This window comes from Natrialba taiwanensis DSM 12281, from assembly GCF_000337595.1.
Classification (GTDB): Archaea; Halobacteriota; Halobacteria; order Halobacteriales; family Natrialbaceae; genus Natrialba; species Natrialba taiwanensis.
Window position 1 is genome coordinate 13,472 of sequence record NZ_AOIL01000018.1, and the last position, 14,215, is coordinate 27,686.

The 14,215-nt window shown below is 63.8% G+C and carries 17 protein-coding genes; 6 read left to right on the forward strand and 11 right to left on the reverse strand.

From position 1 onward, the window contains the following. Positions 1-20 precede the first annotated feature (20 nt). Positions 21-404, reverse strand: a complete 384-nt coding sequence (locus C484_RS06350) for a DUF7532 family protein (RefSeq protein ID WP_006825118.1) — start codon at positions 402-404, stop codon at positions 21-23. Between the two features lie 97 nt (positions 405-501). After that, positions 502-675, reverse strand: a complete 174-nt coding sequence (locus tag C484_RS23590) for a hypothetical protein (protein WP_169332871.1) — start codon at positions 673-675, stop codon at positions 502-504. Positions 676-794: 119 nt separating this feature from the next. Between C484_RS23590 and C484_RS06355 the strand changes: the two genes are divergently transcribed. Next, on the forward strand, positions 795-1,820 hold the full coding sequence (locus C484_RS06355) for a PrsW family intramembrane metalloprotease (RefSeq protein WP_006825119.1): 1,026 nt from the start codon (positions 795-797) through the stop codon (positions 1,818-1,820). Positions 1,821-1,878: 58 nt separating this feature from the next. After that, the gene (locus C484_RS06360; RefSeq protein ID WP_006825120.1) at positions 1,879-2,430 is read left to right on the forward strand and encodes an HD domain-containing protein; all 552 of its coding nucleotides are present in this window, start codon (positions 1,879-1,881) and stop codon (positions 2,428-2,430) included. A 59-nt stretch (positions 2,431-2,489) separates the two neighbouring features. Here the strand turns inward: C484_RS06360 and C484_RS06365 are convergent, their stop codons facing one another. Next, positions 2,490-3,155, reverse strand: coding sequence for a riboflavin synthase (locus C484_RS06365; RefSeq protein WP_006825121.1), 666 nt, complete (start codon positions 3,153-3,155; stop codon positions 2,490-2,492). Positions 3,156-3,267: 112 nt separating this feature from the next. Here C484_RS06365 and C484_RS06370 point away from each other — a divergent pair, with 112 nt between their 5' ends. Then, positions 3,268-3,552 (forward strand): DUF7533 family protein, encoded by a 285-nt coding sequence (locus C484_RS06370; protein WP_006825122.1) that lies wholly within the window; start codon positions 3,268-3,270, stop codon positions 3,550-3,552. Positions 3,553-3,593: 41 nt separating this feature from the next. Here C484_RS06370 and C484_RS06375 read toward each other — a convergent pair whose 3' ends face one another. The 4 genes from C484_RS06375 to C484_RS22055 form a co-directional block, all read right to left on the reverse strand. Continuing rightward, positions 3,594-4,886, reverse strand: a complete 1,293-nt coding sequence (locus C484_RS06375) for a M24 family metallopeptidase (RefSeq protein WP_006825123.1) — start codon at positions 4,884-4,886, stop codon at positions 3,594-3,596. Positions 4,887-4,895: 9 nt separating this feature from the next. Continuing rightward, on the reverse strand, positions 4,896-6,773 hold the full coding sequence (locus tag C484_RS06380; protein WP_006825124.1) for a UvrD-helicase domain-containing protein: 1,878 nt from the start codon (positions 6,771-6,773) through the stop codon (positions 4,896-4,898). 358 nt (positions 6,774-7,131) lie between these two features. Next, entirely contained in the window at positions 7,132-7,290 is a 159-nt protein-coding gene (locus C484_RS25130) for a DUF7563 family protein (RefSeq protein ID WP_006825125.1), read from the reverse strand. Between the two features lie 95 nt (positions 7,291-7,385). Then, entirely contained in the window at positions 7,386-7,568 is a 183-nt protein-coding gene (locus C484_RS22055; protein ID WP_083867296.1) for an HVO_0416 family zinc finger protein, read from the reverse strand. 209 nt (positions 7,569-7,777) lie between these two features. Between C484_RS22055 and ubaA the strand changes: the two genes are divergently transcribed. Then, positions 7,778-8,614, forward strand: coding sequence for an SAMP-activating enzyme E1 (ubaA, locus tag C484_RS06385; RefSeq protein ID WP_006825126.1), 837 nt, complete (start codon positions 7,778-7,780; stop codon positions 8,612-8,614). A 57-nt stretch (positions 8,615-8,671) separates the two neighbouring features. On the opposite strand, the gene C484_RS06390 is transcribed toward ubaA, so the two are convergent. The 4 genes from C484_RS06390 to C484_RS06405 all read right to left on the reverse strand — a co-directional run bounded on the left by C484_RS06390 (position 8,672) and on the right by C484_RS06405 (position 12,019). Then, on the reverse strand, positions 8,672-9,631 hold the full coding sequence (locus C484_RS06390; protein ID WP_049915076.1) for a hypothetical protein: 960 nt from the start codon (positions 9,629-9,631) through the stop codon (positions 8,672-8,674). 99 nt (positions 9,632-9,730) lie between these two features. Next, entirely contained in the window at positions 9,731-10,558 is an 828-nt protein-coding gene (locus tag C484_RS06395) for an SDR family oxidoreductase (RefSeq protein WP_006825128.1), read from the reverse strand. A gap of 117 nt (positions 10,559-10,675) precedes the next feature. Continuing rightward, positions 10,676-11,140, reverse strand: a complete 465-nt coding sequence (locus C484_RS06400; RefSeq protein WP_006665680.1) for a Tfx family DNA-binding protein — start codon at positions 11,138-11,140, stop codon at positions 10,676-10,678. A gap of 348 nt (positions 11,141-11,488) precedes the next feature. Continuing rightward, complete coding sequence (locus tag C484_RS06405; RefSeq protein WP_006825129.1) at positions 11,489-12,019, reverse strand: TRAM domain-containing protein; 531 nt, start codon at positions 12,017-12,019, stop codon at positions 11,489-11,491. 235 nt (positions 12,020-12,254) lie between these two features. On the opposite strand from C484_RS06405, the gene C484_RS06410 reads away from it, so the two are divergent. Both C484_RS06410 and C484_RS06415 read left to right on the forward strand, forming a co-directional pair. Beyond that, positions 12,255-13,046, forward strand: a complete 792-nt coding sequence (locus C484_RS06410) for an electron transfer flavoprotein subunit beta/FixA family protein (RefSeq protein WP_006825130.1) — start codon at positions 12,255-12,257, stop codon at positions 13,044-13,046. After that, positions 13,043-13,996, forward strand: coding sequence for an electron transfer flavoprotein subunit alpha/FixB family protein (locus C484_RS06415; RefSeq protein WP_006825131.1), 954 nt, complete (start codon positions 13,043-13,045; stop codon positions 13,994-13,996). The genes C484_RS06410 and C484_RS06415 overlap by 4 nt, the downstream gene beginning before the upstream one ends. Positions 13,997-14,215 lie beyond the last annotated feature (219 nt).

A 14,215-nucleotide genomic window follows, 5' to 3' on the forward strand; every position in this document is an offset into this window, starting at 1 on the left:
CGGAGCTACGGCCATGACGATCACCGCAGCGTCTCGCGGTCTGCCGCGAACCGAACGCGGCCGTTGATCGTCGGCCCGAGCGTCAACTCGACGAACTCGCTCTCCGCATCGAGTACACGCCCATCCTCAACGTAGACGCCCCACGTATCGAACCGGAGCCAGCCGCGCATCTCGGCTGCGTGTGTCGTGATGTCGATGAACTCGACCGTATGTTCGGGATAGTCAGAGGCCGAGTGAGCCATGTCTATGTCGGAGTAGACGGTATCGTGCTCGTCGAAAAACGCTTCCAATGCCCCCGCGTCCTCCTCGACGAACTCGACGACGGCGTCGGACGCCGCCCGGAGGTCGTCGGTGTCGAGACCGACTGCCCGCAGTGCCTGCTGCGTTCGCTGGTCGAAGTGCATACCGGCCCGTTTGGACGGCAGGCCTTTGTGGATTCCGAGTCCGTCTCGTGTGACGGACTACTGAACGTTTGACTCAGTCGGCCAGTAGTGTCGATCGTCAGTCGTCGGCAAGAGCCGACTCTGGCGTGTCGGTGGTGTCCGATCGAGACTGACCGGCAGTGGCAGGGTCCGTCTGCTCGCGGCCGGCGGCGGCTGTCGTGTCGTCGTCATCGCGCTCACCGTCCGGATCCGGTGGGGCAGTGTAGTGGATGCCGCGACGTGCATTGTACATGTATCGGTCATGGCCGGTGGACCAGCATAAACATCGCCCTTATACGAACATGAGACTCAATATCATACTAGGATCTCTGACGGCGAACGCTTACCGGACCGGCCGTTGTATCCCCGTTCATGCAACGGAGGCGTGACCCAGTCGAACGAGCAGCCGACGAGTCGGAGGATCTGTACGATATCTCGACGTGGGAGCCACGGTCAGTCACCGACCGGCTCGCCTACTCGGTCTACAACGGGCTTAACTACGGCCTCCGCGCGATCGTCCTCATCGTCGCCACTGCGATCACGCTGTTCGTCCTCGTCCAACCGGCAGTTCTCGTCTCCGAAGACCCGTCGATAGCCGTCTTCTTCGGCCTCTCGATCATCCCCGCAGCCATCCTCGCGGCGTTCATCTGGTACTCGGATATCACGACCAACGAACCGCTCGGCGTCCTCGTCGCCACGTTCGTCCTCGCGGTCCTCTTTACCGCGTTCGCCGCTCTCGTGAACTCGACCGTCGGGCTTTGGGTCCGGGCGATTCCGGGAATCGGAACGATCCTCTTTTTCTACCTGATCGTCGGTCCGGTCGAAGAAACCGTCAAACTCCTCGCCGTCCGCGTCTTCGCCTACCGTCGGGACACCTTCGACGCCGTCATCGTCGGCGCGGTCTACGGCGCGGTCGCCGGCCTCGGCTTCGCAGCGATCGAAAACGCGACCTACATCGCCAGCACGGTCGCCGAAATTCAGGCCCAATCCCAGACCGGACTCGGCCCGACCGCCGCGGCGACCAGCATCGCGGCCCTCCGCGCACTCGTCGGTCCCGGCCACGTCATCTACTCCGCCATCGCCGGCTACTACCTCGGCCTCGCGAAATTCAATCCCAAATACGCCGGCCCACTCGTCGTCAAGGGCCTCCTTATCGCAGCGTTCATCCACGCCACCTACAACGTCACCGTCGGCATCGTTCCCGACCTCCTCGCCGCCGTCCTCCCCGTCGGCTTCGGCCTGGCGTTTCTCGGCTACGTCATCGCGTACAACCTCGGTGCCGGCTACTTCCTCTACCGGAAACTCTCCCGCTACCGCCGGCACTATCGGGACGTCAGGGACGACATGGAACCTGCGCCGCGGTCCGAACTGACCGAGTTCGAGCCACCACAGCGATAGTCCCGCCGCCCCTCGACGCAACAATCGTTCTTTTACACCGCGGCCCGATGGCTCGCGCATGAGCGAAGACACGGTCCGGACGGCATTCCCCGAACTCGATACTATCGAAGACGACGACCTGCGGGCCCGGGTCGTCGATGCCTGGACGACAGCTATCGCGGAAAACGAGATCGACGACCTCACCGCAATTCCCTGGCTGCCGCCGACACAGCGCGAACTGGGGCTGCACAACGAGTTCCTGGTCGACCACGTGCGAGACGAGACCGCCTGCGCCGTCGCGCTCACGGAGACCCTCCTGGAGCGGCGAGCACTTCCCCTCTCGCTGGATACGGTCATCGCAGGCGCACTCGTCCACGACGTGAGCAAACTCGCCGAGTTCAACGGCATGGACGAGACGGCCGTCTATAGCCTCCTCGGACATCCCTACTACGGCGTCCACGTCGTCACCCGGGCGGACTTGCCGATCGAACTCGCCCATATCGTCCTCTCGCACACGAGTCGAACCGCGGTCGAACCGGCGACGATCGAAGCCGAACTCGGCAGGCGGGCCGATGAGGTCGCGGCGGCCGCCATCCGCTCTCAGTCGACTGACGACCGCCGAACCGTCTAAGAGAACAGACCGGTCCCGACGCACCTCTCTCACCACCGCATCACCACACGCCAGCAACGTTACTCGAATCGCGACTCGAGCAACCGCTCGACGTACTTCGCGAGCACATCGACCTCCAGGTGTACCGGGTCGCCGACCGCCTTCTCCGACAGCGTCGTGAACTCGTAGGTCGTCGGAATGATCGCGACCGTCACTTGGGCACGCCCGTCCCCGTCGGTTTCTAGATCGGCAACGGTCAGACTGATTCCGTCGAGCGTGATCGACCCTTTCTCGACGACGTACTGACCGTACCCGTCGGGGAGTTCGAACTCGAAGAACCAGTCACCTCCCGATTCGTCATCGGTCGGTTCGTCCGAAGCACGTGGTGCTTCGCTTTCCGCTACGGATTCGATCCCCGAAATCGTCGCGACCGCATCGACGTGACCCTGCACGACGTGACCGTCGAATCGCCCGTCCGCCGGCATCGCTCGCTCTAAATTAACCGCGTCACCTTCCTCGAGTTCACCGAGATAGGATCGGGCGACGGTCTCGGCCGCGAGAAAGACCTCGAACCACGCGCCCGCTTCGTAGCGTTCGACCGTGAGACAGACGCCGCTGACGCTGATACTCTGTCCGTGTTCGAGGCCGGTAGCGACCTCGTCGGCGGCGATCCGAAGCCGGAGCCCGTCGGCAGTTTGCTCCCGTCCGACGATCGTCCCGGTCTCTTCGACGATTCCCGTGAACATACTCGAAGGTGCCAGTCGACCCCTAAATCCGTTCCGATACCGTCATCCATCCCACTTCTGTGATAGAGCGCAGTCGTCGACCTTTTGATGACACCCACCGTAGCCCGGCGCAATGGCCGGCATCCTCGATACGATCAAGCTCGCTGGCGTCCTCGTCCTGGCGATTCCCGCCGCACTCGCTGGACTTGAGTTCGCCCTCGTCCGCGGCGACCCAACTACGGGCGTGATCTTGCTCGGGTTGGCCGCCGGACTCGTCGTCGTCGAACGATGGATAACGATGCCGTCGGATATTCCCGAACTCGTTGCCAGCCGCGTCGTCGGATCGGTTGTCACGGATCCAGAGTCGGCAGACGATGAGAGCGAGACGGAGACGACTGATACTGCAAACGGGCGCTAGTTGGACGTTCCTGATTCTGGATCGATCGACCTGCCGAGTTCTTACGAGTTCGGTTCTCGAACGGCGTTCGGATCGAGTGATCGTGACGGTGCAGCGAGCCAGTTGGTGGGAGTGGATTCGCTGTGTTCGCTGTATTCGCTGTGTTCGTCGGCATCGCCAGCCACCTCAGATGCCTCACCGACCGCGAGTAGATCCGCGATCCGGAGCCAGGCTCCGTCCGCGACGTGAACCGCCGATTCGAGCCGGACGACGTGACCGGGTTCGATATCGTCGCCGACGGCTCGCGGGAACTCGGTCGGTTCGAGCCCGACACCCGAGACGCGGGTCGTGACCGCGTCGGCCTCCTCGAAGCCGAACGCGCGGACCTCGGCCTCGAGATCGGCCTCGACGGCACCGACCGTTTCGGTGGCCGCGGTCAGCATGGCCCGTGCCGAGCGAAACGACTGCGTGACGCCGACGTGTGCTCTGCGCTCGCGGCCCCCGTCGCTGTCGACGACGAACGTGCGGACGAGCCCACCGTGGTACCCGGACGGTCCGCGGGGTGCGGCCTCGATGACGATGAGGTCGTCGGGGGCAAACGCGGTTTCACCGTCCGTGGCAGTTGTGGACGTGTGATCCCGTTCGAGAGAGACGACCGTATTGCCGGCGGGGAACGCGCCCGCTGCGACGATGGCCTCGTCGACCGCCGTTCGAAGCCGCTCGGGGGTCAGTGGGCTGTCGTCGTTGACGAGTTCACCGTCGCGTACCGTCGCCGCCGCGAGCAGGGTTGCTGCTCGTCGGATGCCGGCGCTTGCGGCCGCCTGCGCGGCCGCAATTTCCTGCCGTTCGGATGGTGTTTTCTTCGCACGAGCGCGTTCGAGAACCGTCGTCGAGGCGAGCGCGAGCCCGGCGTTCTCGAGGTAGAGCGCGGCATCGTGTGGAATCGAGGGCGGCGTCAGCACCGTGGCCGAGCCGAGGCGCTCTGCCAGCGTCGTGGCGAGTTCAGAAGCGGGGTGGGGCGACGAGTCGTCGGTCGGTGCCCGAGTGCGGACGAGCCACCGGCCGGCCGATTCGGCGGCGGACCGGCTCTCCGCCGGCCGAACGAAGGCGACTGCAACGAGTGTCGATGGTGCCGGGGCGGACGGGGACTGGAGTCTCGGTCTCGATTGTGATTTCGAGTCCGAGATGAACTCGGGTCCGGCGTCAACGTCGACTCCGCTGTGCGCCACACAGTAGCGAATCGCCGGTTCGCGAAGCGGTCCGACGTGGACGAACGCCGCGGCCTCGCGGCGCTCAACGGCGTCGCTGAGGAGTGCACCGTCCCCGTCGTTCGGATCGAATTCGTCCGCGGTCACAGTGTGGACTTACGGCGCTTCGGCTTCGAGTTCGTCCTCGCTCGTCGCGTCTGCATCGGTCGGTTGCTGGGCCGTTTCGATCAACTCCTCGAGCGGCGTCTCGGTGAGCCGGTTGTGGAGCAACACGTCGATCGGCAGCGTCGGTGCGCCGTCGACCAGGTTTTCGAGTATGACGAGCCGTTCGCGGGCGCGGGACATGCCGACGTAGAAGACGCGACGTTCGTTGTCCGTCAGGACAGGGACGGGCGAGGTCGTCTTGGTGAACTCTTCGCAGCCGGGAACGTCCGTGGGGTCGTCGACGGTTGCGACCATCTGTTCGACGACCTTCTCGGTGAGGTCGGTGCCGACGATGACGTGGTCGGCCTCACGGCCCTTCGCGGAGTGGATCGTGCCGACGCGGACGCGGTCGGTATCCATGCCGGTGTACTCCCCGATACCGAAGTACGAGCGGATGCTCTTCTTCTGGAAGTTCGTCACCTTGCGCAGCATGTCGCCGGCCGAGGACGGGCCGGGCATGAACGGCGCGTGGTCCTCGATGACTTTGGCGGGGATCATGAGTTCCTGCAGATCGTCGATCCCCGTCTCTTCCTGGCGCTCGTCGATCGTATCGAACAGTTCGTCGCGCTCGTTGGTCCCGAAGGCGGACTCCTGGAGCATATCCGCAAGACGACGCGCCTGCAGGCCCGTTACGTCGTCGCCTGCGTCGATCGCCTCGACGGCGCGAACGTACTGGGTGAGTCGATCGGTCCACATCCGCTGATCCGTCAGCGAGGTAAACGGCACCCCTTCGGTGATGAACTCATCGATGAACTGGAACATCTGGTAGCGCGCCCGGAAGAGGATCATGATCGTCCCCGCGTCCGCGGCGAGCGTGCGCCGGACCATCCGGACCACGTCGAGCATCGAGGCGTTCCGCCGCGCTTCGACTGCGCCGCCTTCCTTGCGCGGCTTGAGGTCTTTGTCTTGTCGGTGGTCAATGTGGCGAATCTCCTGGTTGACCGCGTTGAGCACGTTCGACGGTAGCCGGTACGAGTTCGGCAAAATCACGTCGTCGTCGACCGATTCTTCGAGCAAGAGCGCGGGGTCTGCGCCCTGCCAGGAGTAGACGACCTGGTCGTCGTCGCCGGCGATCAGGACCTGCTCCATGTGGGACTTCCACTCGTCGTACACGTCGTACTGGAGCGTGGTGATGTCCTGGAACTCGTCGATCACGAGGTAGTCGACGCTCGGGAGCAGCGATCGCTGCCGGACCCGCTCCAGCATGTCTGCAAAGCCGATCTTGCCCTGCTCGCCCTTATAAGAGCGCCAGGCGCGAATCGCCTCCGGAACGTCGATTCGATCGTCGTCGCTCGGCCAGGTCGGCGTGTACTTGTTGCCTTCCTGTGCGTTCGGGTCGATCTCCGGCGGCAGTCGGACCTCCTCGTCGTCCCACTGGAACGGCACGTCGTACCAGTCGGAGACGTCCCGTCGCGTTCGCTGGAGCCACTGACTCGTCGCGATAACCTTGTTTCCGATCGTCGTCGACCGGGCGGTCCGGCGACCGGCACCGCTGTACTCGTCCTCGAACTCGAGACCGAAGTCCTCGCAGAACTCCTCTTTGTCCGACTCGCCGATAACGTCGCTTCGAGAAAGATCGAGAAGATCGTAGGCCTTGGCGTGCATCGTACAGACGTTGCCCTGCAGTGCACGCGGACTCTCGCCGAGTCGGTCGGCCAATCGTTCGCGAACCTCCTGTGCTGCTGCTCGCGTATAGGAAACGACGAGGATGTCCCGAAACGTCACACCGTCCTGCTCTAGAATCTCTTCAACGTGGTCGAGAAGCGCTGTCGTCTTTCCGCTCCCCGGACCACCGAACAACCGGGTCACCTTCGTCTCCGTGGTAGCCATTATCCCTGTTCAGGGGCGCGACACCCATAAGTGACGTGGGTTTTCCCCGAGCGCTAGATGGGCTGTACACGCTTCTCACGGCCGGACTCCGGACGACAATTGCCAGCACGCAGACGGACTGCTATTAGTCAGTGCCGGCGCACCCCGACCCGTCCAGCGGTTGCGCCGGGAAATCGGTACAGCAGCCCGTCTCACAGTCGATACTGACAGCACAAATTGCAATTGCAGATGGTGCTCTAGTGCTGTGCCAGTAGCGGTGGCAGCGACTGTATTACGGTCGGTAGCGGTACAGCCGCCGCCTCGAAGCCGCTCCCGGAGACGCCCATAGCGCGTCAGCACCGGTACCGACAGCCACAACTCACGTGGTTCGTGATGAGCGGGCGGTTCGAACGTCCGCTCCGTCGCGAATCTTGTCCTCACACTCCGGACAGACGCGGGGCTCATCGACGTTACGGGGCGTAAAAACGCGGGCGTACGCATCCGTCACGAACGACCCACAGTTCTGGCATTCCGGCATAGGTCCTCTTCGGTGACCTATTGGTGAGCTATCCATTATAATTGTATCGTCACCGGCTGGCGGAAATTACCGGCGTCGGCCGCCGTCAGCCAGCCCTATACCGATGGCTCCCATCCACAGACTGTACACGAACTCGCAGAAAGGTCGTGGAGTCCGCTACACTCGGGACACTGTTTCTTATTATACTCGCGTTCCCAGCCGACTTCATCGACAGCGTGCCCGCGGTCAGTAAGGAACTGGTCGAAAACGTCACCGGCATCATCGGGTGCGGATGCCATGGGTGTGTGAAAGACAGGCACAGTCTTAAATTGTGGGGTCGCTGAAGACGCTGCCGATATCTTGGGACTATAACTCACACGTACATACACACCCCTGCTCGAACCACTTCCGGAGATGCACTGACGGACACTACGAGAACGAGACAGCGACAGCGTACTCACTCCGTCCGACCCGCGAACTTTTCCACCTCTCGCCCGAACACTCGACTATGAGCGACCTGCGTCTGGATGCCACCCAACTCGATCGCTACTCGCGACACGTGATCATGGACGAAATCGGTCCCGAGGGCCAACAGCGCCTGCTCGAAGGCAGTATCCTCGTCGTCGGCGCAGGCGGTCTCGGTGCCCCGGCGATCCAGTACCTCGCAGCCGCAGGCGTCGGCCGCCTCGGCATCGTCGACGACGACATCGTCGAACGATCGAACCTCCAGCGCCAGATCGTCCACCGCGACGAGGATGTCGGCCGCCCGAAAGTCGACAGCGCCGCCGACTACGTCGCCGCACTCAACCCTGACATCGACATCGAAACCCACGAAACGCGTCTGACCGCGGCAAACGTGACTGAACTCGTCGCCGACTACGATCTCGTCCTCGATGCGAGCGACAACTTCGCGACGCGCTATCTGCTTAACGACCACTGCGTACTCACCGAAACGCCGCTCTGTCACGGTGCGATCTACCGATTCGAGGGACAAGTGACGACGTTTACGAACGAACGCAGCGGCGACGACGACCCACCGTGTTACCGGTGTATCTTCCCCGAGGCACCCGAACCCGGAACCGTTCCCGACTGTGCGACCACCGGCGTCCTCGGGGTGCTCCCCGGAACCGTCGGTTGCATCCAGGCGACCGAAGCCGTCAAGTACCTGCTCGGGAAGGGAGACCTCCTCGAAGGCCGTCTCCTCCTCTACGATGCGATGGACATGACCTTCGAGACGGTGGACGTGCTATCGAATCCATCCTGTCCCGTCTGCGGCGACGATCCCGAGATCGAATCCGTCGAAGACGTCTCCTACGACGGAACCTGTACGATCTCGGCCGACTGATAGCTAACTCGTCGAACTTGCGGACGCCGTTGTAATTTCTCGACTGGCTCACTCGACTCATGCGGTCACAGCATCGCGCACCTCTCCGACACCGACGAGGGCGATGCAGGAGACGAACGCGGTCGTCCCGAGTTTGCCGCCCGCACCGGCGACCGCCGGCATCACCGCGAGATAGACGAGTCCACACAGTCCGCCGGCAACCCCGACGTGACCCGCCGTCGCCAGCCGCTCCGTACTCGACATGCCGACGAAAGAGGCACAGAACGCGACGGTCGCAAGCGTCGTCCCGAGTTCAGCGAGCGCGAGCGGGAACGCGATTCCGGCGACGGTGCCCACGAGCGCGGAGCCGACGACTGTTCCCAGTTCGAGGTGGAGACTCAGGACGACGGTCGCGACGGCGGCGACGGCCGCGACCGGAACGACGATCGGAACAAGATCCCACGCGGGCGAGCTCGTCGCGCCGTATTCGAGACCCAGACACGCGACCGTTGTGATGCAGCCGAAGAGGGCGATCGTGCCGAGTTTGCCGCCGAAGCCCCCGAAGGACTCCGCCGTCGCCACGAACGCGAGGCCGGCAAGCAGGCCGGCGACCGCGACGAATTCGGGGCCGGGAAACACCGCCGGCGAGGCCATGCCGACGAACGAACCGCAGTAGAGCGGGACCGCGACCCGCGGGAGGGCGAGGCCGGCGGCCAGTCCGACCAGCGCGGACGCAAGTACCGGCCCGAGTTCAGCGCCGACGCTCGCACCGTAGGTGACGAGGGCACCGACGGTGACTGCGATCACGTCGTTGCCGTCCGTTCGGTCGAAACCGGCGGTATCGAGAGCGAGCTCATCGACGACGCGATCGCGTTCCGCGGCGGCCGCGACGGTCCCGGTGAGGGTGAGCGCGATCCCCGTCTGTACGCTGAGGCTTTCCGCGGAGAGACTAGGAAGACCGGCGACGGCGCTGGCGAGCAACGTGGCGGGCGTCAGGAGAAGCGCGACGTAGCCTGCGAACTGGATCGGACGATATATAGACGCGAATTCGGGTGCGGGCACGGACTCTGACACACGCCCCACTCCCCGGAGGGCGACCGAGTACGTTACGATCTGTGACGCTCAACCGAGCAATTACTAGCTGCGTAACAACCCCCCGTCGACCGGCACGGCAGCCCCGGTAACGAAACCCGCGCGCGAACTCGCGAGGAACGCAACCACGTCGCCGAGTTCAGTTGGCTCGCCGAGTCGCTCCATCGGTACGTCGCGGTCGAGTGCAGTGGTGTCTACCTCGGTATCGGTGTCGGTATCGGTATCAGTGCCGGCGTCGGCCTCGACCTCACCCTCGGCAGTATCCCTACCGCTGACAGCAGCACCAGGGACACCGTCACGAGACGTTTCGAACCGCCCCGGCAGAACCGCGTTCGCGCGGATCGCCGGCGCGAATTCGCGGGCGAGCGTCTTCACGAGACCGATGACGGCCCGTCGGACCGAGTTCGACAGTACCAGTCCATCGCCAACCTCACGAACGGTGTGTGCGGTGAGACAGGTGATCGAACTGTTCGTCCCATCGAGCAGGTGCGAATGCGCCGCCTCGACCGTCCAGACGACGCTCATCACGAGTAGGTCGTAGGCCCGGTACCAGTCCTGTTCGTCCGTTTCGAGAAACGTTGTCCGCGGCGGCCAGCCGGCATCGGTGACGAGGTGGTCCAGCGAGCCGAACTCGTCGGCGGTCCGACTCACGAGTCGCGAGATCGCGTCGGGGTCCGTGAGGTCGGCGTCGAGTGCGAGAACGTCGCCGGCTCCCGTGACGTCGAGTTCATCGCGTGCCTCCGCGAGGCGATCCGCGTCTGGGCCGCAGATAGTGACGTTCGCGCCCTCCCCAGCCAGTGACCTGGCGCTCGCGAAGCCGAGACTGCTGGCGGTAGTGACCAGTGCCGTGTCATCGGCCAAATCGAGGTCCATAGCCAAGCGACGACGCGGAGAACCAAATTGATCGGGGGCTGCCGGCGTCGAATCTCATGTTCCCGTTCTCACCGTTTGGCCTCATCCCCGGCCGTTCGGCACCGCTCGTCGCGGTACTTACTCGCCGTCCTGGTGGCGAACGCGAACCATCCCCTCCGAGGTCACACCGATGATCAGCGGCGTCGAAATCTGTCGGCCGGTGACTGCCGGCCCCGCTGCGTCACTGACGACCTTCATCAGATCCGGTGCGGTGTGATCGACTTTGACACCGGCGTCGTCGCAGGCGTCGTAGACTCGGTTCGGGACATCGTACAGGTCGGTACCGGCCGGAACGCGAACGCGTACCGGCGCACGAAGTGCCTCCGCAAAAGCAACCGTCTCGCGGGCTTTTTCGACGTTCTCGCGGGCGCTCGCCTCGATCGAAGAGACGTTCGCCCGCGAGGTCCCGAGTGCGGCCGCAATATCGGCCTGGGAAGTCCCCCGCTCGCGCAACGCGAGCACCTGGGCCTGCCGATCGGTCAGCACGCTCGTCTCGGCCTCGAAACCGATCTCCGCGAGCAACTCGTCGACTTCGTCGATCATGGATATCGTGACCGCCTCCGTGTACCGGCACCACTACCGACGGGACGGCTCCGCTCGTCCTGAACTCGCGTGCTCATATGGCGTATTCGAACTAAACGGAGGCGGGATCAAAGCTCTCCCGGTCGCTCCCTCAAACTGACGCTCTGGGGAACGAACCGGTCGCCAACGGATCGCAGAATCGAGTTCACTGACCGCATGACTGTCCGATTGTGGGCTGGGCGTGGGTGGCCCGGATAGCTGGTGACGATGATGGCGGGGCGGTGGCCGCAATCGGTGTCCGTGTTCCGTGTCCGGTGACCGACGGTCGACTGTCCACTCGAAACGTGTGGTCCCGGACTCAGCAGCCGATCAGGAGCCCCAGAAGTTCTCGCGGCTGCCGAGGCGTTCACGGGTCTGGCTGCTGTCGGTGTCAGTGTCGGTCTCGGTCTCAGTCTCAGTCTCAGTACTACCGTCGCTATCCTCGTCCGCTGTGTCGTCCGAATCCGTGTCTGCAGCCGTCTCGTCAGTGTCGGGTTCGTCCCCATTCGACTCGTCGAGTTCACCGTTCATCGGGAGCAGTTCTAACTCCTCTGCACGCGCGTGGTTGCTGTGTACCCGCGTAATCTCCACGCGAGCGCGTGCTTCCGGGAGCACACCGTCGACCATGACGATGAACCCGTCCTCGGTTCGCCCGACGCCGGCACCGCTTTCGTGCATGTCGACGACGTCGATGACGACTTCCTCGCCGGCTTTGACCGGCTGTGTCTTCAGGTCCTCGATCGGCTGGCTGTAGTGGTTACACCACTCTTTACCGCCGCGGTCGCCGTAGTGTTGACAGCCCATTCCCGAGATCCGTTCGGAGAAACTCGGACAGTCGTCGGCCAGTGGACAGTCTGCCATACGGTGTACTACCGGTGGCGGCGTTAAACCGTTTCCGTCTTGTGTGCGCGTGGTGGCCGTCGAGCCGCCGATCTTCGTCGCTCGTGTGTCCGCTGGCCGATGCCGGTCGCTCGGATTCGCCTCTCGGCCACGAACGCGGACGGGACAGACCAGAATCGATGTGTCAAGTGAACGCCGACTCCAATACTGTGCGTTTCGAAAACGTTTACGGGGGGTGACGTGCGAGTGATAAACGATGAAGATCCTCGTTACGGTCAAGGAAGTTGCGACCGTCGAAGACGAGTTCGAAATCGAGGGAACGGAGATTGCAGACCAGTACCTCGGTGCCGATCTCAACGAGTGGGACGATTACGCCGTCGAAGAGGCCGTCCAGCTCCAGGAAGCTGGCGTCGCCGACGAAGTCGTGACGGTAACCATCGGCCCCGAAGACTGCGAACAGACCATCCGCCAAGCACTCGCCAAGGGCGCGGATCGCGCGGTTCGCGTCTGGGACGATTCCCTCGACGGTGTCGACTTGCTCGATGTCGACGCCAAGACCGAAATTCTGCGCGCCGTCGTCGAAGAAGAGGACCCCGATCTCGTGCTAACCGGCGTCCAGGCCGGCGACGACAGCTTCGGCGCGACGGGCGTCTCCCTCGCCGCGGACATCGGCTACGAGTGGGGCGCTGTCGTCAACCACCTCGAACACGAGTTCGACGGCGACGTCGCCTCGGTCCGACGTGAACTCGAGGGCGGTGTCGAGGAACTCACGGAAATCGAACTGCCCGCCGTCTTGACGATCCAGACGGGGATCAACGAACCGCGCTACGCGAGTCTGCGCGGTATTCGCCAGGCTCAGCGCAAGGAACTCGACGTGCAGACGCTCGCCGATCTCGGCGTCGACGAGAGCGCCGTCGAGTCCGCCCTCGAACTCACCGACATGTACGAACCCGAGAGCGAGAGCGATGTCACGGTCTGGGAGGGCAGCGCCGACGAGACCGCCGCGGAGTTAGGTGAACTGCTCCGCGACAAGGGGGTGGCCCCATGACCGATATCCTCGCAGTCACTGACCACCGCCGCGGCGAACTGCGCGACTCCAGCTACGAACTCATCACCGCGGGTCGCCAACTCGCCGACGAGACCGGCGGCGACCTCCATCTGGCCGTCATCAGCGGCACCGTCGACGAGTTCGCCGAGAAGGTAAACCGCGAGGGCGTCGACGCAATCCACACCGTTTCCCACGGCGAGGAGTTCAACCACGACGTCTACACGCAGGCGATCACGCAGCTCTACGACGAACTCGCCCCGCAGTACGTTCTCACGCCCAACAGCGTCAACGGCCTCGACTACGCGCCCGCCGTTGCAAACCGACTCGGACTGCCGGTCGTCACCGACACGGTCGACCTCGCGACCAGCGGCGAGACGCTGACCGCGACCCGCGAGATGTACGGGGGCAAGGTCGAGACGACGAACGAACTCGACGGCGAGGCCGTCGTCACGATCCGCGAGGCAGAGTGGCCCGCTGCGGAAGGAACCGGCGATGCGTCCGTCGAAGCGTTCGACGCCGATATCGACGAGGACGCGGTCGGCTCCACCGTCAACGGCTTCGAGGAAGTCGGCGGCGGCGACGTCGACATCAGCGAGGCGGACGTGCTCGTCTCTGTCGGCCGTGGGATCGAGGAAGAGGAGAACCTCGACATCATCCGCGATCTCGCGGATGCACTCGACGCGACGGTCTCCTCGTCGCGCCCGATCGTCGACAACGGCTGGCTGCCGAAGAACCGGCAGGTCGGCCAGTCCGGAAAGGTCGTCACGCCCGACGTCTACATCGCTATCGGGATCTCCGGTGCGGTCCAGCACGTCGCTGGCATGAAAGGCTCGGATACGATCGTCGCAATCAACACGGACCCCAACGCGCCGATCATGGACATCGCCGACTACGCAATCCACAACGACCTCTTCGACGTCGTCCCGGCACTGACTGAGGAATTCCAGTAACGAACTCTCCTCACTGCGGCTTTGTGGCGGTTACGTGATTGTACGGGCACGGACGCAGTGTCGAGCGAGTGCAATCAGTGTGGACGCTGATTCGCGCTCCCCACTAGTAGTCATAAACGAGGATTATAGAGGGGGATTTCTGCAGGGGACTGTCTATAGAATATCAGTTCCGTACCGCTGGTTCCGGCTCTCGGACAATCACGTGTGTAGCTAACACTG

Bases quoted from the DNA above. Each gene is read 5' to 3' on its own strand.
- C484_RS06350 (WP_006825118.1), bottom strand. From the start codon at position 404: ATGCACTTCGACCAGCGAACGCAGCAGGCACTGCGGGCAGTCGGTCTC.
- C484_RS23590 (WP_169332871.1), bottom strand. From the start codon at position 675: ATGTACAATGCACGTCGCGGCATCCACTACACTGCCCCACCGGATCCG.
- C484_RS06355 (WP_006825119.1), top strand. From the start codon at position 795: ATGCAACGGAGGCGTGACCCAGTCGAACGAGCAGCCGACGAGTCGGAG.
- C484_RS06360 (WP_006825120.1), top strand. From the start codon at position 1,879: ATGAGCGAAGACACGGTCCGGACGGCATTCCCCGAACTCGATACTATC.
- C484_RS06365 (WP_006825121.1), bottom strand. From the start codon at position 3,155: ATGTTCACGGGAATCGTCGAAGAGACCGGGACGATCGTCGGACGGGAG.
- C484_RS06370 (WP_006825122.1), top strand. From the start codon at position 3,268: ATGGCCGGCATCCTCGATACGATCAAGCTCGCTGGCGTCCTCGTCCTG.
- C484_RS06380 (WP_006825124.1), bottom strand. From the start codon at position 6,773: ATGGCTACCACGGAGACGAAGGTGACCCGGTTGTTCGGTGGTCCGGGG.
- C484_RS25130 (WP_006825125.1), bottom strand. From the start codon at position 7,290: ATGCCGGAATGCCAGAACTGTGGGTCGTTCGTGACGGATGCGTACGCC.
- C484_RS22055 (WP_083867296.1), bottom strand. From the start codon at position 7,568: ATGGCATCCGCACCCGATGATGCCGGTGACGTTTTCGACCAGTTCCTT.
- ubaA (WP_006825126.1), top strand. From the start codon at position 7,778: ATGAGCGACCTGCGTCTGGATGCCACCCAACTCGATCGCTACTCGCGA.
- C484_RS06395 (WP_006825128.1), bottom strand. From the start codon at position 10,558: ATGGACCTCGATTTGGCCGATGACACGGCACTGGTCACTACCGCCAGC.
- C484_RS06400 (WP_006665680.1), bottom strand. From the start codon at position 11,140: ATGATCGACGAAGTCGACGAGTTGCTCGCGGAGATCGGTTTCGAGGCC.
- C484_RS06405 (WP_006825129.1), bottom strand. From the start codon at position 12,019: ATGGCAGACTGTCCACTGGCCGACGACTGTCCGAGTTTCTCCGAACGG.
- C484_RS06410 (WP_006825130.1), top strand. From the start codon at position 12,255: ATGAAGATCCTCGTTACGGTCAAGGAAGTTGCGACCGTCGAAGACGAG.
- C484_RS06415 (WP_006825131.1), top strand. From the start codon at position 13,043: ATGACCGATATCCTCGCAGTCACTGACCACCGCCGCGGCGAACTGCGC.